Here is a 23,944-nt window from a genome sequence, read left to right on the forward strand (position 1 = left end):
ATGGAAAAAACGACACAATCCTATAGCAGTGAGAGCAATGACAGTTTTTTAACTAAAATGTGTAAAGCATTGGTGTTAAAAGCGTTAGAACAAATCACTTGGGGACAAATTAAGCTTATCGACGGAAGCCAAGAATATATCTTCGGCGATGAAAACAGCTTAGATAGTACCGTCATTCATGTAGAATCTAGCCAAATGTATAACAAATTTGCATTAGGCGGCAGCGTTGGTGCAGGAGAGTCTTATATTGAAGGGCAGTGGTCCTGTTCTGATTTAACTAAATTGATTGAGATATTTGTGGTAAATCAAGATGTGCTTGATGCATTTGAAAAGAAGTTTGCCTTGGTTTCTGGTTTATTTAACAAAATAACGCATTTTAAAAATCGAAACACAAAATCTGGCTCAAAGAAAAATATTGTTGCGCATTATGATTTAGGCAATGATTTATACAGTTCATTTCTTAGTGAAGAAATGCTGTACTCTAGCGCGGTGTATCCAACTCATAACGCATCACTGGAGCAGGCTCAGCAACATAAACTCAAAGAAATATGTGAACAGGTAGATTTACAAAGAACTGACCATGTTATTGAGATTGGGACAGGGTGGGGAGCATTTGCAATATATGCCGCTCTAAATTATGGGTGCAAAGTTACCACTACCACTATTTCTGAAGAACAGCATGCGTATGTCAGAGAGAAGATTATTGAGCTTGGCTTACAGGACCAAATTACGCTACTTAAAGATGACTACCGAGAATTGAATGGTAAGTTTGATAAACTCGTGTCTATTGAGATGATTGAGGCTGTTGGTCATGAATACCTGTCCGGTTTTTTTGAAAAGTGCAGCAGCTTGCTTAAGCCTAATGGCGTCATGTTGATACAAGCTATCACGATTGCATGTCAGCGTTATCACCATTATTTAAAAAATTCTGATTTCATTCAACAATATATTTTTCCAGGTGGCTGCTTGCCATCAATCACTGAGATGAGTAAGCAAATATGTAGCAGTACAGATTTAGTCGTCCATTCTGTCAAAGATATCGGCTTACACTATGCCAAAACATTGTTTGATTGGCGAGAACGCTTTGATAAAGCATGGCCATCGTTAGATAATCAAAAATTTGATCAGCGCTTTTATCGCCTTTGGGAATTCTACCTGTGTTATTGTGAAGGTGGGTTTAAACAAAGAGCGACCAGCGCTGTGCATCTGGTCGCTAGAAAACCAAGGTATTTAAGCGATGATGAAAAAGTATTCTGTCGTTACTAACTTTGTATTGTTTCAGTTAGCTTGGTTTTCTGTCTTTTTTTTAAAAGAGAACGCCTTATTACCAGTTGCTACTACCATTGCACTGATGTTTTTACTGAGTGCGCATAAAGGTAGAGATTTTAAATTTGTGCTTGTTGGCTTATCAGTTGGTTTATCGATAGAGATAATAGCTGTCACTGTAGGTGTTATTAATTACGGTACAGCCTTAATTCCTATTTGGTTGGTCATGCTGTGGATTGCATTATTATTTTCATTTAGAGAGTCATTAAATAAGCTTTTTCATTTGCCAATAAAGTTTAGAGCGCCTATTGTTTGGTTGTGCACGCCCGGTAGCTATTACGCGGGTTCAAAGGCTGGTGTATTGAGCACGCTTGAACCGTTATGGCTATTTTGGATTATCTATGGCGCAATATGGTTTATTGGTTTTGAGTGTTTGCGCTGGCTAGACGCACAATCGCACATAAGACGGAATGATGAGGTAATAAGCTAATTCGTTCCTTTTTTAGCTAAATGCATGTGGTGCAAGTACAATTTGTCAGATTAATTTCGAATATAGTTCAATTTTGGCTTGCACTAATGCTTAAAATGAATAAACATAGAATTTGCTCCGGCAGAAAATAAAAAATATAGGAATTTTTAAAATGAACAAAGCTCAACTAGTTGAAAAGATCGCGAACGACGCTGATATCTCTAAGACGGCAGCTGGCCGTGCATTAGATGCTTTAACTAGTGCTGTAACTGAAGCTCTAAAAGATGGCGACTCAGTAGCACTAGTTGGTTTTGGTACTTTCTCTGTGAAAGAGCGTGCAGCACGTACAGGTCGTAACCCGCAGACTGGCGCAGAAATCCAAATCCCAGCTGCTAATATCCCAAGCTTCAAAGCGGGTAAAGGTCTAAAGGATCAAGTTAACCTGTAATTCAGTGATGAATACATTCAGTTTGAGTTTAAGACTCAAATCTGTAAATAAAAAAAGAGCCTGATGGCTCTTTTTTTATTTTTAATTGGAATTTGTAGTTTGTTTGACCTGCTTGTGTAGTCAAAAATTTGTTCTACTGTGAACGGCGCCGCTCACAGTATTGGGTGGTGTTTATTAGCTTTTAAGTGCTTTATCACCTCGGCCTATACCCACCGCGCCTGACCTAACTAATTCAATTAAATCACTTTCATGACGCAACATATCAAGAAAGCTTTCTATTTTATCCGTGCTACTTGCTAATTGTAGAGTGTAGCTTTGTTTGCCCATATCGACGATTGAGGCACCAAATACATCACTAACACGTGTCACAGCGGCTCTCATTGCTTCATTTCTGGTAAAGACTTTTACCATTAAAAGCTCTCTTTCAATGTGATTGATTTCTGTTAGATCAAACACTTTAAGCACATCGACAAGTTTATTGACTTGCTTAGTGATTTGCTCAACCACTCTATCATCACCATGTGTTGTAATAGTGATACGAGACAAGGTCTTATCATCCGTTGTACCAACTGTTAAACTATCGATGTTGTATGCTCTTTGAGAAAAAAGGCCAACGATACGAGAGAGTGCACCAGGTTCATTTTCTAATAAAATCGCTAATATACGCCGCATTATACTTTTACTCCTTTTTTCAACCACATTTCATCAATGGCACCATGTTTTATTTGCATCGGGTAAACATGCTCGCTTTCATCAACTCTAATATCTAAAAATACAAGGCGATCGTTGATTGAAAATGCCTTTTTAAGTGCGCTATCAAGTTCATCAGGGTGGTCAACACGGATCCCGATATGCCCATAGCTTTCTGCAAGAGCAACAAAGTCTGGCAGAGACTCCATGTATGAGCTTGAGTGACGACCATCGTATAGCATGTCCTGCCACTGTCTCACCATGCCCAAGGAGCGGTTATTAAGAGAGACTACCTTAACATTCAGTCCATACTGTAGACAGGTAGAGAGTTCTTGAATATTCATTTGGATAGAACCATCTCCCGTTACGCATACAACTTCATCCTGAGGAAAAGCGACCTTGACGCCCATCGCAGCGGGAAGCCCAAAACCCATCGTGCCAAGGCCGCCTGAGTTGATCCATTGGCGAGGGTTTTTAAATGGGTAATATTGCGCTGCGAACATTTGGTGCTGACCAACATCAGAGGTAATATATGCATTGCCATGTGTGACGTCATATAACTTTTGAATAACGGTTTGTGGCTTGATCTTGTCAGCATCAGTTTTAAAATCCAAACACTTTTGCGCTCGCCACTGGGTTATGTCTTTCCACCAAACTTCCTGTGCACTGCGATCAATAGCAATATTGCTATTGTTAATGCCTTCTAGCAGTTGTGAAAGCACTGTGTCTAAACAACCAACGACAGGAATATGTGCCTGAATCGTTTTTGAAATTGACGTGGGGTCAACATCAACATGGACAATTTTTGCATTTGGGCAAAATTTACTTACATTGTTTGTTACGCGGTCGTCAAACCTTGCTCCTAGCGCCAATATTGTATCGGCATTGGCCATTGCTTTGTTTGCTTCTAGAGAGCCGTGCATACCTAACATGCCAATAAAGTTTGGATGGCTGCCACTGATCCCCCCTAAGCCCATCAGGGTGTTGGTGATGGGGGCATTCAGTTTTTCGACAAGCTCCGTCAGTTTCTCCGACGTATTGGAAAGTATAATTCCGCCGCCAGAATAAATAACCAGCTTCTTCGCTTGTAAAATTGCTTCGACCGCTTTTTTAATTTGCTTAGTGTGCCCCTTTTTATTGGGGTTATAGGTTCTCATGTCTAATTGTTTAGGCATGGTATAGTTAAATCTAATTTGAGGGTTTAAAACATCTTTAGGTAACTCTACAACCACAGGTCCAGGCCTGCCCGAACCTGCTAGATAAAAAGCTTTCGCTAAAATAGCCGGTATCTCTTCAGCGTGTCTGCAGTTAAAACTATGTTTTACGATTGGCCTTGAGCATCCAACAATATCGGTTTCTTGAAACGCGTCATCACCAATCAAGTTTGATGGTACTTGTCCTGAAAGTACAACCATGGGGATCGAATCCATATAAGCGGTTGCTATCCCAGTAATGCAATTTGTAGCTCCGGGGCCAGATGTGGCAAGTACAACACCTGTTTTGCCAGTTGCACGAGAATACCCATCTGCCATATGCGTAGCGGCTTGCTCATGACGAACGAGAATATGCTCTACATCACTTTGTTCAAACAGGGCATCATATAGGTCTAAAACAGAACCGCCTGGATATCCAAAGATAAACTCTACTTCTAAATCGCTCAGCGCCTTTACAACTAACTCGGAGCCGTTAAATTGCTCATTCATTACCTCATTCCTCAGCCAAGTTAAATCTTGGCATAAAAAAACCCCGCTGATTGGCGGGGTCGATGAAAGCGTACACTCACACAGGCCCCTATGGACTTAATAATAAGACCACCACGAGAACCATTTGTACAAGCTTAACTAAAGTCATTTCAAATCTGCTAAATTATTTAAACACTGTTTATTTAAAGGGCAATTGATGTTTCTGTCAAGCGAGCCATCCATTAATGCGCATAATATATCCCTATTTTGCGTTGATAAATTTGAAATGTAGTATTTCATTTTATAAAAACAGTGAATTATGCGTAATTTAGCGGTGCTAATATTTTGGAATAAGGAACAAAAAGTCGCGTTTTATTAAGGCGATATTGACAAAAAATCGTGCAAAGCTCAGCAGTAATGAAAAAAGAGTTTGAAACTTTTAAAGCAGGGGTCTATCAGGGAAGTCAGTAAATAATAAACAGAGATAGTGCAGGGCGCACTATCTCATAAGTCTTAAAATTAAAGACGCTCGATCACAGCTTGTGTGAAGTCAGTAGTGCCGTGGTTACCACCAAGGTCACGGGTTGTACGGTCGCCAGATTTGATTACATCAGCAACTGCGCTGCGGATACGCTCTGCAGTGTCACCCATATCTAAGTACTCAAGCATTTGAATAGACGCTAGGATAACAGATGTAGGGTTAGCTAGGTTTTTACCAGCGATATCAGGTGCACTACCGTGTACCGCTTCAAAAATTGCTGCGTTTTCACCAATGTTTGCACCTGGTGCCATACCTAAACCACCAACAAGTCCAGCACATAGATCAGAGATGATGTCACCGAATAAGTTTGTTGTTACAACAACATCAAACTCATCAGGGTTCATAACTAGTTTCATACACGTAGCATCAACGATCATTTCTGCTGATTCGATATCAGGGAATCTCTCACCAACTTCGCGTGCAACTTTAAGGAATAGGCCAGAAGTTGATTTAAGGATGTTTGCCTTATGAACGGCAGTGACTTTTTTACGACCTTCACGTTGTGCAAGTTCATAAGCGAAAGTGACAATTTTTTCTGCACCCTCACGAGTGATTTTTGACATTGCTTCAGCTTCAGTACCATCTTCAGACGTTACTTGACCAAGGCCAGAGTACATACCCTGCGTATTTTCACGTACTGTGATAATGTCGATGTTTTCATAACGCGCTTGAGTGCCTTCGAAAGATTTAACTGGGCGAACGTTAGCATACAAGCCGAATTGCTTACGTAAAGTAACATTGATAGATGTAAAGCCTTCGCCCACTGGCGTTGTTAAAGGACCCTTTAATGTAAGCTTGTTACGCTCGATTGCTTCTAGAGTTTCAGGTGGAAGAAGCTCACCTGTTTTTTCTAGCGCTGCAAGACCTGCGTCAACGTATTTGTATTCGAAGTCACAGCCTGCTGCGTTTAAGATTTCAATTGCTGAGTCGATGATGCTTGGACCGATACCATCACCACGAATAACGGTAACTGTTTGCTTAGCCATTTAGTTTTCCTTTATCAAAATAAATTGTACACAAGATTAAAGAAGGACTTGTTTATTGTAGTCAATCAAATAAAAAGTGTGTGTTCGCTTGAAAAATTAAGCGCGTTTTATAGCAATTTATTCATAGATATTCCAGCAAGGAATGATAAAAAGACATAAATTAGAATTATGTTTGGTATATTTAACATTTATAGAATAAATATTATTCAATCATGCTGTGAAGCGAAAGCTCGAGAATCGCCCTGTGTAACTGCTCTTCACTTTCCCAACCAAACTTTTTTATTTGGTTTTCTAAAACAAGACGTTGCCATGCCGTAGGTTGAAAGTAGGCACTACTCCACATCATCGAAAGTACTTTGATAGCAACAAATGTCTTAGCTTCTTCGCTTAACGAATTGTTTTTTTCTCGCTCTGACTGTTTAAAAGCACGATGTGGCTCACTGTTATCAAAATGATGAGCGAAATAATCATCTAACTTGTCGGAGCTGAATTCTAAAAAGCCAAATAATCTTGCTAATGAGTAGGGGGTCGCAGTATCACTTTGCGTGCTGACACAAGTAAATCGTTTTATATCTATGTCATGATGTTTAAGCATAAAAGCAATCACTGCACTAATTGGTGATAGTATACTTTCATATGCTTGGCCATAGGCTTGTTTGGTTAGGGTAGCGAGTATTAAAGAAAGCTGTTGGTATTTATGCCAAATGTCGACTGCAAAAGGGTGCTTTAGTTGTGAAATCACTTGTTCTATAAGCACCCTTTGGCATAAAAGGCTAGCTGTATTTAAGCCTACCATAGTTAAACAGTGGCGGGTATTAGCGCCTTTTTGTGATTCTCTATTGTACTGTTTTGCTGCTTGCTGAAGAGCTTGCTCTATATATGGAAATGGTGCAATGGTTTTCTCAATTGCTCTAAAGCTACTAAAGCTGTTTTGTCCAAGTTTATCAATTACTGAGTAGGTTGCATCAAACCCGTCTGGGCTCAATTCGAGCGGCTGAGATTCAATATGACTCCAAACTTTAAATAATAGATGTTTATCTGCGCTGCTGATAGGCGTAAATTCAAAGTTGAGTCTTTGTTGTGTCTTGACGAGTCGGTCTATTTTATGATCTTTGAATGTACAAATTATCTGGTTTTTTTCATTCTTTTGCAGTAGTAAGGCATGTTGTCCCTTGTATTGGGCACTACAGCCCACAGGGTAATGACTAAATTGTGTTGCTAACTTATTTAATGTATCTCGAACAAAGTCATTTTGGCTAGCTAGATAGAGCTTCTTTACTGCATATGCGAGTGCGTTGGGCTTTGGTTTTTGAACCAAAGCAGTCGCAATGATTTGCGCAATAGCAACGATGAGCGTGATGTTGTCATATAGCGGGGACAGTCGCTTACTTTTCAATGTATCGCAATAGGGGGAGAGCCTAGACATCATGCGTGCAGCTTGTTTGTTTACTGAGCCTCCATGCTGGAGTACTTTCACCGCAAGTTGATACCTAATTTTCCAGATCTTTTTTCCTTGGTCCGTTAACGGTTTCGCAGTCAGTAGTTTATCACTTTCATTTTTTACGCATAAGAAGCTTGCGAGACATGCCACAAGCAGTTCCTGACGAATCCTATATGAATAACCCTGCCCTTGAGAAATAATACAAACTAATATGCATTTTTTTACTATCAAGTTTGTAGTAGGGGAAAGTTGTTTAAAATGTAATGTTAAATAACTGTGTAGCGCGTTTGGTGTGTTTTGATAGGTTTCTGCATACAGTTGCGCGAGTTCAGCAAGCGTGGGGAAGATACTAGGCCATTTTTGTTTATTGTAATAAAGCCTTAGGGTTTGCTCTGTTTTATTCACTAATTCATGAAGTTGTTTTGATACATCTTTATTATTTGTCATTCTTGAGCGCTTTCTCGTAGGCTACAATGGCACCAGCACCCCATAATATTAGCTGACCATTTTTAAACAATAAACCGGTACACTCGTCTTGTGTGGTTATACCATCTGGTTTCATCAGTTGTGTTCTGTAATATACGATTTGAAAAACGGTATCTTCATCAGACTTTACATAAGTAAGGTCGGGGCTGCCGAGGTTGTCCAATACTGTTTCTAAGTTCATTTGCGTATCTGGTTTTAGTTTGCTAATGAACCTCTTATTAAATGCTTCGCGATCTTTCCAAAGCATTGCTCTTGGATCATCTTTATAAAAGTTGATAACAAGATAGACAATGCCAGCGTATACTGCGAGGCCTAGAAATATATATTGTAGAACTTTTTTTATCATTTAAGTCACCTGAAAAGAGCAGGGTAAGACTATCCGAAGCTTGTATCTATAACAAGTAATTTGAGTTTAACGCAATAACTAGAGCCGAAGCTCTTTGAGCGTAAAACCCACCTCAATGTCTGTTCTTAAGGCAACCAATGATTTACTTAAAATGAAATTGTCTATGTCAGACTCGATTTTCTTTCTCACAGGTGATGATAATTCCGGATGTGCCAGTGCTTGTTCTACCGAATCAAATTGACTTAGTACTTCAATAGCGGTCTTTTTCCCAACCCCCTTCACGCCCGGAATATCGTTGGTCTTATCGCCCATTAATCCCCAAAAATCATGGAGTTTACTTTTATCTATAGAGAATTTATTCTCCACATCATCTGCTGATATGGCCTGCTGCTTAAAATAATCGTAAATTTTGATGTGTTCGCTAATGAGCGGTAAAAACCCCTTATCGGTGGACACTATGGTTGAGGCAACACCATGATTTGAGGCTTTGAACGCAAGTGTCGCAAGAATATCATCTGCCTCATCTTGCGTTGGGAAATAGGCTTTAACATTGTTATCCGTAAACGCTGAAGCAACATTTTCTAGATTGACCTTAAGCTCGTTAGGCATAGGTTTTCTCGTTGCTTTGTAGTCTGAGTAAAGGTGATATCGCCAACTTTTATCGCCATCAAAAACGGCAATGGCATGAGTAGCCTGAGTAATTTTCAATAATTTACGAGAAGCATTTTTAACTCTTTGGGAACAGCTTTTAATAATTTGCTCATCATTTAAACCAGCTTGCTCGCAATCAACGGCATAAATACGACGTATTAGGTTTAGTGCGTCTATGAGTAATAAATGAGCCATATATAAACAAAATTAACATAAAGAGTTCAGAATAAAGCGGATTATATCAGAGGGGCAATGAGAGTTCATCGCCCCACAATGTTTTGTTTTCATTAAAAATGTAAATTGTGTCGATTCAATTAACACTAAGCTTGAATTTTATAGCATGGAGTATATTTGCTGCCTGGAAGCTTCATACGTCCTTGACTGACAAATGCTTGCAATAGTTTATCCATATCTGACATCAGGGATTTATCACCTTCGAGAATATAGGGTCCATTCTGTTTAATGGCTTTGACGCCATTGTCTTTAACGTTACCTGCAACAATACCTGAAAACGCGCGTCTTAAATTTGCCGCCAATATTTCTTTTGGTTGATCTAAATGTAGATTTAATGATGCCATGTTTTCATGCGTTGGTTCGAATGGCATTTGAAAAGGCTCTTCTATTTTTAATGTCCAGTTAAAGTAGTACGCATCACCTTCTGACTTTCTGTATTCTCTGACATTTGGCATTTCAGACTTAATGTGTTTTGCCACACGCTCTGGGTCATCAATGATAATTTCAAACTTTTTGAGTGCTTCTTTGCCAAGTGTTTTTTCAACAAACATCGCGATTTCGTCAAAGTAATCGGCACTTGAAGCGGGACCTGTTAGTATTACAGGTAGAACTTGCTTGTTATTCTCTGGATGCAGCAAAATACCGAGTAAATAGAGTAACTCTTCTGAGGTACCAGCACCGCCAGGGAAAATGATAATCGCATGTGCTGTTCTAACAAAGGCTTCAAGTCGCTTTTCTATGTCTGGCAATATAACCAGTTCATTAACAATGGGGTTGGGTGGCTCAGCTGCAATTATGCTTGGTTCAGTGAGACCTAAATAACGGTTGCTGGTTATACGTTGCTTAGCATGGCCTATTGTGGCACCTTTCATTGGGCCTTTCATCGCGCCAGGTCCGCACCCAGTACAGATATTCAACCCTCTCAGACCAAGTTGATAGCCTACCTCTTTCGTATATTTGTATTCTTGCTCATTAATTGAGTGCCCTCCCCAGCAGACCACCATATTAGGGTCAGTGTTTACCTCTAAAGCGTCAGCATTTCGAAGCATATCGAACACCATATGGGTAATTTCTTTAGGATCAACGAGCGTATCTTGATGGCGTTGGCATATGAATAAAATGTCACGAATGACAGAAAAAATATGTTCGTGGATACCATTTATGATGGTGCCATCGACAAAAGCAGACTCGGGAGGGTTCGTTAATTCGATCTTTATGCCACGCTCGCGAGCGACTAATTTGACATTAAAATCTTCAAACTTTTTATAAATCTCATAACTTGAATCTGTGTGACTGCCTACGTTCAGTACCGCTAAAACGCAGTTTCTAAATAATTGATATCTCTCGAAAGTTGAAGACTGTTGTAGTAAGTCTACTTCTAATTGTGATAATAAATTAAGAACTCCAGTGGGGTTTAGCTGTACATGCATAGGCATTCTCCATGTTATTCTCTAATGCAAAGTTTATCTCTACCTGAGTTTTTGGCGTCATACAAGGCATTGTCAGCACGGTCAAATGCAGACAATGTTGTATCGCCCTTTTTAAGTTGTGTCGCGCCCAGCGAAATCGTAATTTGTACTTCTTTGTCTTTAAATTTAAAGGGGATCGATTTAACAGTATTACGTATTTTTTCAAGCGGACTCTGTGCTGAGCTCAATGGCATCCCTGGCATCAATAAAACAAACTCCTCACCACCATAACGGGCTATAAAATCTGCTTTTCGTATTGATTTTTTCAGTGCGCGAGCGATGACCTGTAATGTTTTGTCGCCGGCACTATGACCATATTTATCATTAATTGATTTAAAGTGATCGACATCGATTACGACGAGTGTCACGTCACTATTGTGAACTTCAAAAAGGTGAAATTCTTGGTTATATCTGTCATCAAACGCTGCGCGGTTAGGAAGCTTGGTTAGACCATCAAGTAAGCTTTTGAATTTTTGCTCATTCAAACGTTTTTTGTAATTTGTTACTTTTGTTTCTAGTAGATTGATGCGGTCATTTATTTTGTCGAAGCTTTGCAGTAAAACTTCTTTATCGCGTCGTTCAATATTCTCTCTTTCGATGAGATCTTTACTTAGCTCTTTTAATTCATTATCAACGAGCTGCTTTAACTCAGTGATCGAAGTGGCTTGCTGAGTTTGAGTGTTGAGTGTCGAGATTTTTTCTTCAATGCGCTTGTTTAGAGCGGACACTTCTTGGTTAACTGACTTTGATTGGCTAGTTGTCTCTACAATTGACTTGTGCAGCTCTTCAAGTGTCTGATTTAAAGAAACTAAAAACCCTTGAGCAGACTGACGCTCTCTGGCAATTGACTTTGCAAAAATTCGAATAATATTGACGGCGTTATCAAGTAATGAATCAATTGAGTCATCAGAAGACAAGCTTTGTTTTATTTGTTTTATCTTTTCTGAAACATCTTCTTCAAAGACCAATTCATTAGTCAGAGATAATAATTCGATGGCTAACTCTGGGTTGTTTTGTGATGAACTGAACTCAGGTGCAGCCTTGGCTTGTAAAGTCTGCATGTAAAATTGCAACACTTTTTCGAGTAAAGGGATAAACTCAGAGATTGCTTTGATATCGCCAAGTTCATGGTCGAGTAGGTGTCGTAATTTACGCCTTGTGTCGTCTGGTAAGCCTTTTAATTTTTGTAATTGTTTTCCAGCAGACTGAATGTGTGTTGTTAACGCTCGCTCGTTAGCTTCATAAACAGTTTCTTGCTGCTTTAATTGTAAGATGGCTGTTTCGATTAGTGGGGTGATCTGTTCTATTTCCATGCCTTTATTCAAAGCACTGCGAAATTTTGCAAGTTGATTATCTAACGCAACATCTTGTCCTCGACAGCTAAAAGAAAGGCGGGTCGCGAAATCAGATAGCATCGAAACTTGTGTCTTTTTTGCCTCTTCTAAAGCTTTTCTTGCTGAAATAGCTTGAGAGAGTTTTTTTTCCAATAGTGCAGTTTTATCAGTCACAAAAATCCAACATCTTTTTTTACTATATCAATTGCAAGTTTACATCAAATTACTGAAAAATGTGGGAGAATTTAATGCTCAACTTGGCTTTTTATCATGTAGCTTTAACGAATTTATTAACTCAAGTATAAGGAATTTTGCTAATTTTAAGAAAACTATTTAATTTTTTATGATATGAAAAAAAATCTCTCGCTGGCCTCGTTGGTGCTTTTTAGTACACTTTCTTTTGCGGATGTAGAATACAGACTTGCTATTACAGAGCCTGAGCATCACCTTGGTAATGTTGAAATTACTTTTCCTAAGTCTGCGCAATCTTATGTTGACGTGATGTTGCCCGATTGGCGGACGGGCCGATACGAAATACTCGATATGGCCAATGGTATTCGATTTTTTTCTGCTAAGACACCGCAAGGTAAAACCTTAAAATGGGACAAAATTGATAAAAATACTTGGCGAGTGCATTTAGATGCGCCAGCACAAGTTTCTGTCTCTTATCAAGTTTATGCTAATGAGTTAGCGCTTAGATCTCGGCATATAGATGACAGCCATGCATTCATAGATGCTTCAGGTTTTTTTATGTTCAGTGATTCTTTTAGACAAGAGCCTGTTAAAGTCAGCTTGAGTGTACCCAGCGATTGGCGCTCCGTATCAGGAATGGATTTTGCTGACACAAAACACAGCTTTAAAGCAGCAAATTATGATGTCTTGCTTGATTCCCCAATAGAAACCGGTATCAATGAGTTACACACGTACTCGGTTGATGGCCGAGATTATGAATTGGTTATTTGGGGGGAGGGTAATTATGATGTTGACCTGATGATCCGAGATTTAAAAAAGCTGGTTAAAACAGGTAGTTTAATCTGGCATGATTATCCGTATGAGCGATATGTATTTATGGTACACGCGACGGATGGAGCAAGGGGGGCAACAGAGCATCTAAATTCAACCATAATTCAGAGGCATAGAGATAGCTTCGCATCTAGAGATGATTATCTTGGTTTTATTTCAACAGCAGCTCACGAGTTTATTCATATTTGGAACGTAAAGCACTATCGACCGGATGGGTTAGTTCCCTATGATTATGTCGATATTAACTATAGTGACTTGCTGTGGTTAGTCGAAGGGTCAACAAGCTATTTGGAACACTTTTTGTTGTTAAGTGCCGGCATTATAACTAATCATGAGTTTTACAAGTCTTTGACGAGAACACTAAACCGCCATTTAACCACCCCAGGCCGAGAGGTGCAGTCGGTCGCGGATACGAGCTTTGACAAATGGATTAACCAAGGTGGTGATCACGGAAAAAACTATAGTACTAACATTTATTTAGAGGGTGCATTAGTGTCAATGGTACTAGATATTGATCTTATTGATAAAAGTGACGGTAAGGTGAGCTATCGAGATGTTCACCGTGAGTTATATACTCAGCATAAACTACCAAACTCGTTTAATAGTGAAGATGTCAAACGGATCCTCAAACAAATAAGCGGTCATAGTTATGTTGCGTGGTGGGATAAGTATGTCGAAAAACCTGCCATCATTGATTTTGACAAGCTATTTGAAAAAGTAGGTTTAGAACATGTCTATCCGTCTGGCACGATAACAGTTGCCAGTATTGATGGAACTGCTAAGAGTGTTGGCCAAATGTTAGAGTTAACGCACGTTGCCAGAGGCGGCAGTGCCTGGCTTGCTGGATTGACCGTTGGCGATAAGATAGTGGCAATCGATCACCAGCATGTTAGGAAAGATCTAGCTCATACATTGTCTTTATTTAGTGCACAACAAACAGTAGAAGTTACCTTTATTCGTCGACATAAACTTATGAAAACTGATATTAAACTATCTGGAAAAGCGAGTAGAGATAAGTATATCAGAGCTATTGAGCGGCCATCAGTAAGACAAGCTAAACTTTACAAAGCTTGGCTAGGTGTGGCTCACCCAAATGCAAGATAACTAAAAGGGAGCGCCATGCTCCCTTTATCGCATTTTAATGTACATCAAAGGCGATTACATAATACGAGAGAAGAAACGAGAGCCTTTTGAACCTGAACGATTTCTGCGCATAGAAGAGCGGATTTGTGCTCGAGTGCTTGCTAACCAACTTTCACGGTTTACTTTTGCATGCTCGCCACGTCTAGCTTCTTCAGTTGCTCTGAACCCGCAGAATTCACGATATGCTTTTAGGTCTAAAGATAAGTCTTGTAAAACTAATTCAATCATAATGGCATCATCAATGTAGCCAAGCACAGGCACATTGTCTGGGACAATATCTTCAGGTTCACCAAAATAAGCCAAAGAAAGCATAATTTCTTTCTTTTCATCTTCTGGCATTTGCCACTCATCATCTTGAACTGCATCAATAAGCGCTGAAAGCGACATCATTCTTGTTCTAACAAACTCAGGCACATTGGTCCCTTCCATTTGCTCGACAAGTTCGCGCGCTTTAGTGATAATTTCTTCTTCACTCAAATGGGTACTTCGTTCGATCGCAGATTGCATCATAGAACGAAAGTGTTCTAAATCAATATCAGTGAGTTCAAAATTTACTTGGATGGACATTATTTCTCCCTTACGCACTTGTTTATTTTTATATCCGTTGGGTAATACACCGCATGTGATTACCCACTATAGTTACGACACTATGCCATTAAATCATCACTAATTTAAGTTCAAATTAACAATAATTGAAAAAAAGTCAAAAGTTGAGTGTGTAGTGTTCAACCTTATAAATATCTTAGTAAAAGAAGCCATTTTTGGCAGCCCAATGTGCTAAATTTTTAATGTTTACTTTTATAAATGTTAAATCATCGCTGATTTTAGGTTTGATGAAAGTACGACTAGACTTGCTGTTTCGTGCGTTGTCGTTTCAGGATCCATGCTTTGCCAGTTTTCACAAAACTTGAGCGAAGTGTAGATCTCATTCGTCTTTATTTTAGGATGTTTACGTATACTTTTTCTTATTGTGAGGAAATAGACAAAGTAGCTCATTTTTATCTCAACTTAATCACTGAAAGCATGTTATAGCAATTAGTTAGGATCAGTGGTAAAAGTATACAGTGCATGAAAACGAGGCGCTCTCGGTATAAAAATGGCCCAGTCGCTCGATAATTAAGGTTATTAGTTGCCCACGGAGATACAGTGATTATTCGAGAATTTGATGAAAGTGACTTCCATTCGGTTAAAGAAATTTACCAGCAAGGGATTGATACAGGTAATGCAACATTCCAAGAGAAAGCGAAAGATTGGGATGAATGGAATAGTTCATTGTTAGAACGTTGTCGCCTTGTTGCTATTGAAGGTAGTCAAGTTGTAGGTTGGGCTGGACTCTCTCCAGTATCAGGTCGAGCGGTATATTCTGGGGTTGTTGAAGTGAGTATTTATATTGCAAGCGAAGCTCAGGGAAAAGGTTTAGGTCAAAAATTATTATCACGGCTGATTCAGGAGGCAGAAGTTCACAATATTTGGATGTTACAAGCGGCTATTTTTCCTGAAAACCAAGCCAGTATAGCTCTACATAAGAAAAATGGATTTCGTCAAGTGGGTGTTCGTGAAAAGCTTGGCAAAATGCATGAAATTTGGCGTGACGTTGTGCTTATGGAAAGGCGCAGTAAAGCTGTTGGTGTATAGAGAGGCTAATATATGCACCTTCCTTCGGTCAATTAAGCATTATGAACCATTTTAACTGTTTTTAAGCAGCTAATTTGCCGTGAAATTATCAAATATATTTTAATTCGCTATGTCTCTAGGCGTTAAAATCGTTTACGGAAAATGCATATAGGGGCACCCATAATCTCTTATTGCGATATCATCGCAGCCTAAATCCAATTGTTTAAGGTAACTAGATAGTCACCGTTAACCTTAATTTGGGCTACTTACGGAAATGGCCCATTCGCACAGTTATTTAAAGGTGCAAACAATTGTATAAATGAAGGCGGACCAATGGGTGTCTAATCAAGGCAAATAGCTTATTACTTCGAGCATATTTACTTGTGGGATGCGCCCTTGAGAGGGCGAAAACAGGCACTGCGTATTTATTCATGCCTCCCTTGCTAGGTGTATAGCTTACTCCATAGTGAGACTATGTTTTTGATAAATGTTTATCATCAATACTGTTTTGCTTTCTAAATAATATTAAGACTTGTTAAGTTCTTCGGCATATATATCGGTATCGCTAATTCGAAGTTAACGTTTGCGCTGGCCTGCTTGGTCCTCAAAACGAGATTGAAATTATTGTCGACGACACTTGTTTTTCATGTTTAGCGCTGGTGGGGGAATTGTAGAGTCTAACCTAAATTGGGAAATTCTGTTTTTTAATATAACTATGTGAGTATCTTCGATCTTACTATGAGTGTAAACCCCCATTTGTAAATAAAGTGTTATTAAACTGGTTTTAGCCCAGAAATTCTACACATTGATTAGTTGCTGTTTTTGGAACTAGCGCTATACCAAATGCTTATTTAATTCACACGATGGGCAATTGTTGTTAGCCACAAAAAATCTCATCATTTATTTTGTTAATTATTTCCCCACTGGTTTGTGAACTGATCTTAACGTTTTTTTATTACATACTTATTAAAATCTGGTTTTTTGTGAGTTCATGGATTTTACCCCGTTTATTTGTAATTTAATTTATTTTTAGCGTTATGTTCTTTGGTTTTTTCACTATTTCGAATATTTTTCATTAAATAAATATTTTGTTTTGTTAAATTTCAACCCGCAAATGCCGCTTATTTCGTAGCTTTCATGGTAACGTGAATTTTTTTCAAGTTAACATATGTTGATTTTTTGTTTTGGTTGTTGGAACATTTTTCACCAAGTTAGTACCTTAAAGAAATATTTTATTCATTGTTTTATATGCACTAATTTGGTGCATTGTGCTTTGTTTTGTTTTTGTTAACTAACAATAAAGAGAAAGGAATTTTGAACATGTCAACTAGGAACATAGTTTTTCTTTGTACCGCTAATAGCGCCAGAAGTATAATGGCTGAATCAATATTTAATTATCTGAATCCAAATGAATTCTCCGTCTATAGCGCGGGTAGCAAATCATCTGGAATGGTTAACAAGTATGCACTTGGGTTTTTAGACTCAAAGAGAATTCCTACCGAAGGCCTTACTTCTAAATCTTTAGAGCAATTACCTTTTGAACTAAAAGAGGATGATTTGGTTGTTGCAGTGTGTGGTGGCGCAATTGATGACGTCTGTCCTTTACCTAATTTTAAAGCACAGGTACTGAGATTGATTCTCCCGGATCCTGCTGTTCCCAATAGCTCTGAACAAGAATCAACTAAGTTTTTTGCTGAGGTAGGTAACTATCTTTATGAGTCGCTTCCTAAGTTGCTGGAAATGCTTAGAGATAATGAGCCGCTTAGCCAAATAAATGACTATTTTGCACAAGCAGAAAAGCCAACGCTTGCTTAACTCTTAGCGTTTGATTGTTGCACAAAGGAATAATAATGAAAATAAGAAGCATAATATTTTATACGGCACTCATGATGAGTGCTAATTTAGCCAGTGCCAATGATAAGCAAAAGCTGCTTATTACGGGGTCTTCAACGGTTTCTCCGGTAATACAAGAAATAGCGAGAGTATATGAACAGCAACAAAGTAAAGTACTTGTTGACGTTCAAACCGGTGGTTCTAGCAAGGGGGTTATGGACACAAGAAGCGGGTTGAGTGATATCGGTATGGTATCGAGAGCTTTAAAACAATCCGAGCAAGATCTCAAATCTTATACTTTGGGGTTTGATGGGATTAGTTTAATTACTCACAGTAGCAACTCGCTGAGTAATTTAACCAAGAAACAGATCATAGATATATACACCGGCAAAATAAACAATTGGAAAATGTTAGGTGGTCCAGAAGAAGAAATTGTCGTTATTTCTAAGGCGGCAGGAAGATCTACTCTTGAATTATTCCTAGCATATTTAGGCATTAAGCATTCAAAAATAAAAGCTGACATAGTAATTGGTGATAACGAGCAAGGAATAAAGGCCGTAGAGTCAAATAAGTTCGCAATTGGCTATGTGTCTATAGGCGCTGCGAAATATCGAGCTGAGAATGGAGCCCCAATCAAACTAATTTCTGCTGACGGCCACATACCTTCTTTGGAGAATGTCCGCAAGCGTACGTACCCTATGACCCGAGAATTAAACTTGGTCACTTCCGGGAATGAGACGGACTCGGCAAACAAATTTATTAAATTTTCTTTGCACCAGAGCAGTTTAATAGAAGCGTTCAACTTCGTTCCAGCGGAATAAATATGATGTTTGCCGGACGAGCAAAGCTGTTTACAGCTACTTGGTACACTTGGATGTTTATTGCAGTCATATGCATTGCAGTGAGTGTGGCTTTGATTTTCAGTTTGCTAGCAAATAATTCTATGCTCGCTATTAGTAACATTGGAATCAAACAACTTATGTCGTTTGAGCAGGGTTGGTTTCCGCTTGATGGTGAGCTGAGTTTAGTGCCCATGCTAATGGGGTCAATTTTAGTGAGTGTTGGGGCTATGGTTCTTGCAGTGCCCTTATGCTTGTTAGTCGCAATCTATATTGTATTTTATTTGCCAAATAAACTTCAGCATGTAGTTCACCTATTCGTTGTTGTTGTCGCTGCTTTGCCCTCAGTTTTTTATGGTTTTTGGGGCATGGTTTATATTGTTCCCTTTATAAACCAGATCAAATCACCTGGAGCAAGTTTATTTGCTGGACAAATTGTGTTGGCAATGATGGTTGCGCCCTTGTTGATCGCCTTATTCAAATCTCAGTTAGAAACTGTTCGTAAAAAGCATCAACAACAGGTCTCAGCACTAGGTATTACCGAGTATTCTGCGATTTGGCCTTTGTATGTGACCAACCAGTTATCTGCTATTTTCTCTCTATCTATTCTGGGCTTTGGCCGTGTGATAGGAGAAACCATGGTTGTCACCATGGTGACAGGTAATGTAGTGGCTGTTCCTGACTCAATTTTTGACCCTGTGCGTACTTTGACCGCAAACATAGCTTTGGAAATGGCATACGCAGTAGATGAACATCGCTCTGCATTGTTCTTTAGTGGGTTTATCTTATTGGTTTTTATTGTTTTTCTGTCTACAGCTAGGTTGGCACTCGCCCGTATAGGGGTTGCACGATGAGTATCTCAAAACTGAACTTAAAGTTACATAACTACATGCTGTGTAGCGCAGCTTTTATCGTTTGCTTGATTATGTTTTCGCATATGGCGGTGTCAATTGTTGCTGGTGGAGTGGAACACCTTTCATTAGGTTTTCTTTCCGAAGTGCCCCAGATGGGAGGGAGAGAGGGTGGCATTTTTAGCATTATAGTGTCTACTCTGTTGATTCTTTTTATTTGTGTTGTTGTTGCTTTACCTATTGGGTTGGGCGCATCTATTTTGATTTCTGAGTATATAAATAAGAGCTCAAAGTTATCCAAGTTCTTATATTTTGTACTCGATATTCTAGCGTCTACCCCTTCGATTGTATTTGGGTTGATGGGAAATCAATTCTTTTGTGTCCAACTTGGTATGGGGTTCTCGGTACTGTCTGGTGGATTAACACTGGCATTAATGGTTTTACCCCTATTTATAACTGGGTGTATTGAATCTTTTAAAGATGTTGAAGATAGGATTAGGTACTCCGCCTGTGCATTGGGGTTATCTAAACTAGGCAGCATTAAAAAGTTAGTTATTCCAATGGCATCAAAGGGAATCTTTCTCACAATTATGCTGAGTATATGTAGAGCCTTAGCAGAAACCGCTGCTCTATTGTATACCGCAGGTTATGTCACCCGTACTCCCGAATCGGTTATGGATTCTGGTAGAAGTATATCTGTTCATATATTTGATTTATCAATGAATGTGTCAGGAGCAGATCACAACGTATATGCTTCGGCGATTGTACTTATTGCGATTGTTATGAGCTTTAATTTTATTTTATATATGCTCCAAAGGTTATATATAAAAATGGAAGGAATAATGCAGTGAGCCTTAATATAAGAATGTGTGAAAAGCAACATGATGCAATAGTTCTATCTAATGTTAATGTTTTCTATTCAGGCGAGAAAAAAGTAAAAAATATAAATCTCAATATAGAGAAAAATAAAATAACGGCATTTGTCGGGCCTTCTGGTTGTGGAAAGTCAAGTGTATTAAATGTGATTAATGCTATTAACTGCGATTATCAAAATTGTACATTTGATGGAGAGATCTGTATTGCCTCAAAAACACCGATGAAAGGTGTTCGTCGTTTAAATAAAGTTCAGCTGAGAAGGACCGTTGGCACCATATTCCAAATGCCACAACCATTTCCACTTTCAATTAGGAAAAACATTGAGTTCCCTTTAAAGCATCATGGTATTGGTGACAAACACGTACGTTATCAAAAAATGCAAACCGCACTAGAGAAAGTAGGGCTTTGGAATGATGTAAAAAGTCGATTAGATGACTCTGCACTCGCGCTATCGGGTGGGCAACAACAGCGACTTTGTATTGCGCGTGCTTTGGCACTAGAGCCAGAAATTCTACTTCTAGATGAGCCGTGTAGTGCATTAGATCCATATTCTTCCAAAGCAATTGAAGAGTTACTTATTGAATTAAAAAAAGAAATTTCAATTATCGTGGTAACTCATAATCTAGCGCAAGCAAAGCGAATAGCTGATAACTGCTGCGTGTTTTGGACCGAAGATGAAGTTGGGTATTTAGCTGAAAGAGGGGAAGCCCACACTTTATTTTCTGCACCTACAACTGCAGTTTCAAGAGAGTATTTAACAGGATTAATTTCTTAAGAGGCAAGTAATGAAAAACAGTTTATCTATACTGCTAGGCGATTCGTTAACGCGAGAATTGATGAATATATTTGATTTATCACTTAATAAGAATAATCGCTTTCTACATTTGGGGTGTAGTGATGGTCACTTAGCTTTTAAAGTTGCCAAATTAGTTGGTGCTGGTGGGAAAGTTATTGGCATTGAAAGCGATCCGGCTGTTTTAAGAGATGTTTACGGCATGATGGGGGATGTTGCTGACGATCTAGGTTATGACAATATGTATTTTTATCACGGACAAAACCATGATCTCAGAACAGATGTATACCGCCAGTCAACGCTATTCAAACGCCTTAAAATGGAGAGTTTCAGCGATTTCTCTGCATTTACACACCGTAGTGTTGAGTATTTTAACAACAATCCAGTAGTCGTTTCTCATTCTATTGATGTCCTTTTTTCAAGCGTCGACCTTGGCCAATTGACTCATTTCCAGATTATTGAACTTTTTCATGAGGCTTCAAGGGTACTTAATGATAAAGGAGTCCTTTTTATGTTGACGCCTTCTGGTAGTTCCATGCTTGAGAAAAACATTGAGCAGTACGAGCGAATCTTATCTAGTGCGGATTTTGAAAGTATTAACTTTTTTAATCAGCAATTTGAGCAATCAAACTGCTGTGGTACTGAGCAGTTAAAAGTTATTAGAGCAGTTCGCAATACACGTAAAAATAGCGTTAGTAATGTAAATAGTGAAAGCTGTTGTTCAGGGTCATCTTGTTGTTGACATAAACATTTTTGAGTAAAGTTTTTGAGGTAGAAATGAATATTCTAATTGTGTCCACCTTCGAAGGTGGTTATCAACCCATCTCTGCACTAGCAGCAACGACTTCCTTGGTAGCGGAGGGATTTAGCCCGACGTTATTAGATGTTTATGTTGATGGTGTTGATGAAGATAAAATTAAAGCTGCGACTGTAATTGCTGTGTCAATGCCATTGTTCGATTCACTTGAGTCTGGCGTTCAACTTATTCAGCAAATTAAGGAACTTAACCCGAGTGCAATTTTGATTGCATTTGGACAATATGCGACGCTTAACCCGCAACGCTTAAGTCAAACTTATGTTGATTTCACGATAGTTGGAGAGTGGGAGAAACCAATTGTGAGTCTAGCTAATCACTTGGTATTAGGTAAAGAGCTGGACCTAGCGGGTATTTGTACGCGCGAAATGGCGGAACTCGGATCAATCCCTAATCCGCTCATTACGAGAAAAAACATTCGAATGCCACTTCGCTCTTATGCACCACCATTGTCTAAATACCCACAACCGCAAGTAGAAAAGTTACTCGAAAGAAGCGCGGTTGTAGGTGGTTTAGAAACATCTAGAGGGTGCATTCATAAATGTACATACTGTTCGGTTTTTGCCGCTTACGATACTAAAGTGGTGAAGGTTGATGAGCAGTATATTGTTGATGATATTGAGCAAATGGTCGCTCAAGGGATGGATCACTTAACCTTCATGGATGCGGATTTTTTCAATGCTAAGCGAAGAAATGTTGAGCTAATACAGACCCTGCACGAAAAGTTTCCTCAATTGACTTTCGACTTTACGACAAGGGTGGATTTTATTCTTGATCTGGAAGATTTGATCCCTGTATTAAGTGCGTGCAATGTTAAATTTATTACATCTGCATTAGAGTTTCCTACTCAAAATGTTTTAGACATAGTCGCAAAAGATATCACTGTAGAAGATATCGAGCGTGCTATCGAAATTTGTAACAAAGCAAATATAAAGCTCAATCCAACATTTATTATGTATAACCCTTGGATTGATAAGGAAGAGTTATCACAGTTCCAACAGTTTGTTGTTCGTAATGACCTTGCGGATATCATTGATCCTATCCAGTATGAAACACGCTTAAAATTGTATAAAGGATCGCCATTACTTAACCGAGAATCTACTCAGCCCCTCGAGTTGGAAGAACAAGAGTTTCACTTCGATTGGAAGCATCCTAACCCTGAAATAGACAATTTATATTTTAGTAATTTAACGCCAGTAGAAGAAGGTGTTTTTAAAAGATGCTGTTTAAAATGCTAACTAAAATAACATCTTGCGCAGTTGGACTAGCAGTTGTAATTGCTAGTCCTTGCTATGCGGATCAACAAGATAAATTAGAAGTTTCTGTGAAAGCGATCAGTGCGAACAGTAATAAGACTTCACGAAGTTTTGTCGGAATGGTAGCGCATAAAGATGTGTATCAAATCGTATCGCATGTGAGCGGTCTGGTAAAACATGCATCGGTAACTCATGGTCAAGTAATCGAAGATAAAGCAGCACTTTACGAAATAAAAATTCTCGATCCTGGGTTTGAAAATGCGCTTATTAATAATGAGTTTGGAAAGGTTAAAGTGATCCAGACTAAGATAAGGCAAGGTCAGTTTGTAGAAAAGAACAGAACGTTGGCGTATGTAGTTCCACTAGACGAGTACAAAATTGAGGTCAAAATGCTTCCCAATGAGCTGGCTTTGTTGCAATCAGGACAAACGCTTATTTCTGGAGAGCTATTTCCGCAAACTAAATATAGCCAGCACTTTACCTTGACCGATTACAATGTCGTGAGTCCGATTCAAAGTAATCCATTTTACATTGTTGAGTTTGAGCTAAATTGCCGAGTTTTAAACTGTAAAGGTTTTGAGTTGTCTTCTGCTGTAGCCAAGGTGACGGTAGAAAATACCGTTAATGAAGTTGCAGAGATACCCATCAGCTATCTAAGAAAGGGTATGAAGGCTGTATACGTATTGAACGATGAAGGTGTTGTTGAGACGACTCATGTCGATATTTTGAAATTAGATGATCAATACGCTCGAGTTAAGCTCGCTTATGGTACGCATATGAACGTCATTGTCGAATCAAATCGCATTCCAAATGATGGTGAAAAGCCTTCTGTAGTAAAAGAAAAATTATAGAGTTGTGA

General features: G+C 38.8%; 22 protein-coding genes. 13 read left to right on the forward strand and 9 right to left on the reverse strand.

The genetic code is table 11. The features are described from left to right. The 3 genes from S4054249_RS22185 to hupB all read left to right on the forward strand — a co-directional run bounded on the left by S4054249_RS22185 (position 1) and on the right by hupB (position 2,183). Entirely contained in the window at positions 1 to 1,266 is a 1,266-nt protein-coding gene (locus S4054249_RS22185) for an SAM-dependent methyltransferase (RefSeq protein ID WP_046355978.1), read from the forward strand. Beyond that, entirely contained in the window at positions 1,238 to 1,756 is a 519-nt protein-coding gene (locus tag S4054249_RS22190; protein WP_052960948.1) for a DUF2878 domain-containing protein, read from the forward strand. The genes S4054249_RS22185 and S4054249_RS22190 overlap by 29 nt, the downstream gene beginning before the upstream one ends. 151 nt (positions 1,757 to 1,907) lie before the next feature. Then, positions 1,908 to 2,183 carry a nucleoid-associated protein HU-beta gene (gene hupB, locus S4054249_RS22195; RefSeq protein ID WP_046355979.1) on the forward strand — a complete coding sequence of 92 codons (276 nt, stop codon included), beginning with the start codon at positions 1,908 to 1,910 and terminating at the stop codon, positions 2,181 to 2,183. A 174-nt stretch (positions 2,184 to 2,357) separates the two neighbouring features. On the opposite strand, the gene ilvN is transcribed toward hupB, so the two are convergent. From ilvN to S4054249_RS22235, 8 genes are all read right to left on the reverse strand, one after another. Further along, entirely contained in the window at positions 2,358 to 2,855 is a 498-nt protein-coding gene (gene ilvN, locus S4054249_RS22200; RefSeq protein WP_039610358.1) for an acetolactate synthase small subunit, read from the reverse strand. Next, positions 2,855 to 4,576: an acetolactate synthase 3 large subunit gene (locus tag S4054249_RS22205; protein WP_046355980.1), complete on the reverse strand. Its 1,722-nt coding sequence runs from the start codon at positions 4,574 to 4,576 to the stop codon at positions 2,855 to 2,857. The genes ilvN and S4054249_RS22205 overlap by 1 nt, the downstream gene beginning before the upstream one ends. Before the next feature lie 498 nt (positions 4,577 to 5,074). Continuing rightward, on the reverse strand, positions 5,075 to 6,082 hold the full coding sequence (locus tag S4054249_RS22210; RefSeq protein WP_046355981.1) for an isocitrate dehydrogenase: 1,008 nt from the start codon (positions 6,080 to 6,082) through the stop codon (positions 5,075 to 5,077). 202 nt (positions 6,083 to 6,284) lie between these two features. Next, a complete protein-coding gene (locus tag S4054249_RS22215) occupies positions 6,285 to 7,970 on the reverse strand; it encodes a hypothetical protein (protein WP_046355982.1) in 1,686 nt (561 codons plus the stop codon). Then, positions 7,960 to 8,355, reverse strand: coding sequence for a DUF3192 domain-containing protein (locus tag S4054249_RS22220; RefSeq protein WP_046355983.1), 396 nt, complete (start codon positions 8,353 to 8,355; stop codon positions 7,960 to 7,962). Before S4054249_RS22220 ends, S4054249_RS22215 begins: the two co-directional genes overlap by 11 nt. A gap of 78 nt (positions 8,356 to 8,433) precedes the next feature. Continuing rightward, positions 8,434 to 9,201: a flap endonuclease Xni gene (gene xni, locus S4054249_RS22225; protein WP_046355984.1), complete on the reverse strand. Its 768-nt coding sequence runs from the start codon at positions 9,199 to 9,201 to the stop codon at positions 8,434 to 8,436. Positions 9,202 to 9,326: 125 nt separating this feature from the next. Further along, the gene (ppnN, locus tag S4054249_RS22230) at positions 9,327 to 10,670 is read right to left on the reverse strand and encodes a nucleotide 5'-monophosphate nucleosidase PpnN (protein ID WP_046355985.1); all 1,344 of its coding nucleotides are present in this window, start codon (positions 10,668 to 10,670) and stop codon (positions 9,327 to 9,329) included. Positions 10,671 to 10,684: 14 nt separating this feature from the next. Then, on the reverse strand, positions 10,685 to 12,217 hold the full coding sequence (locus S4054249_RS22235; protein WP_046355986.1) for a GGDEF domain-containing protein: 1,533 nt from the start codon (positions 12,215 to 12,217) through the stop codon (positions 10,685 to 10,687). Between the two features lie 174 nt (positions 12,218 to 12,391). On the opposite strand from S4054249_RS22235, the gene S4054249_RS22240 reads away from it, so the two are divergent. Continuing rightward, entirely contained in the window at positions 12,392 to 14,170 is a 1,779-nt protein-coding gene (locus S4054249_RS22240; RefSeq protein WP_046355987.1) for a M61 family metallopeptidase, read from the forward strand. A gap of 54 nt (positions 14,171 to 14,224) precedes the next feature. Here the strand turns inward: S4054249_RS22240 and S4054249_RS22245 are convergent, their stop codons facing one another. Further along, positions 14,225 to 14,776 (reverse strand): YkvA family protein, encoded by a 552-nt coding sequence (locus tag S4054249_RS22245; protein WP_046355988.1) that lies wholly within the window; start codon positions 14,774 to 14,776, stop codon positions 14,225 to 14,227. A gap of 579 nt (positions 14,777 to 15,355) precedes the next feature. Here S4054249_RS22245 and S4054249_RS22250 point away from each other — a divergent pair. The 9 genes from S4054249_RS22250 (at position 15,356) to S4054249_RS22290 (ending at position 23,936) form a co-directional block, all read left to right on the forward strand. Continuing rightward, on the forward strand, positions 15,356 to 15,844 hold the full coding sequence (locus S4054249_RS22250; RefSeq protein ID WP_046355989.1) for a GNAT family N-acetyltransferase: 489 nt from the start codon (positions 15,356 to 15,358) through the stop codon (positions 15,842 to 15,844). Positions 15,845 to 17,197: 1,353 nt separating this feature from the next. Continuing rightward, on the forward strand, positions 17,198 to 17,638 hold the full coding sequence (locus tag S4054249_RS22255; RefSeq protein WP_052960949.1) for a hypothetical protein: 441 nt from the start codon (positions 17,198 to 17,200) through the stop codon (positions 17,636 to 17,638). 35 nt (positions 17,639 to 17,673) lie between these two features. Next, positions 17,674 to 18,477: a phosphate ABC transporter substrate-binding protein gene (locus S4054249_RS22260; RefSeq protein WP_046355990.1), complete on the forward strand. Its 804-nt coding sequence runs from the start codon at positions 17,674 to 17,676 to the stop codon at positions 18,475 to 18,477. Positions 18,478 to 18,479: 2 nt separating this feature from the next. Next, on the forward strand, positions 18,480 to 19,349 hold the full coding sequence (locus tag S4054249_RS22265; RefSeq protein ID WP_052960950.1) for a PstC family ABC transporter permease: 870 nt from the start codon (positions 18,480 to 18,482) through the stop codon (positions 19,347 to 19,349). Next, a complete protein-coding gene (gene pstA / locus S4054249_RS22270; protein ID WP_046355991.1) occupies positions 19,346 to 20,197 on the forward strand; it encodes a phosphate ABC transporter permease PstA in 852 nt (283 codons plus the stop codon). Before S4054249_RS22265 ends, pstA begins: the two co-directional genes overlap by 4 nt. Continuing rightward, on the forward strand, positions 20,194 to 20,997 hold the full coding sequence (locus S4054249_RS22275; RefSeq protein ID WP_145925102.1) for a phosphate ABC transporter ATP-binding protein: 804 nt from the start codon (positions 20,194 to 20,196) through the stop codon (positions 20,995 to 20,997). Before pstA ends, S4054249_RS22275 begins: the two co-directional genes overlap by 4 nt. A gap of 10 nt (positions 20,998 to 21,007) precedes the next feature. Further along, positions 21,008 to 21,757: a methyltransferase domain-containing protein gene (locus S4054249_RS22280; RefSeq protein ID WP_046355993.1), complete on the forward strand. Its 750-nt coding sequence runs from the start codon at positions 21,008 to 21,010 to the stop codon at positions 21,755 to 21,757. 35 nt (positions 21,758 to 21,792) lie between these two features. Next, positions 21,793 to 23,067, forward strand: coding sequence for an arsinothricin biosynthesis radical SAM protein ArsL (gene arsL, locus S4054249_RS22285; RefSeq protein WP_046355994.1), 1,275 nt, complete (start codon positions 21,793 to 21,795; stop codon positions 23,065 to 23,067). Next, a complete protein-coding gene (locus S4054249_RS22290; protein WP_145925101.1) occupies positions 23,061 to 23,936 on the forward strand; it encodes an HlyD family secretion protein in 876 nt (291 codons plus the stop codon). The genes arsL and S4054249_RS22290 overlap by 7 nt, the downstream gene beginning before the upstream one ends. Positions 23,937 to 23,944: the final 8 nt, after the last annotated feature.

The sequence above is a fragment of the Pseudoalteromonas luteoviolacea genome (assembly GCF_001750165.1).
GTDB classification, from domain to species: Bacteria; Pseudomonadota; Gammaproteobacteria; order Enterobacterales; family Alteromonadaceae; genus Pseudoalteromonas; species Pseudoalteromonas luteoviolacea_G.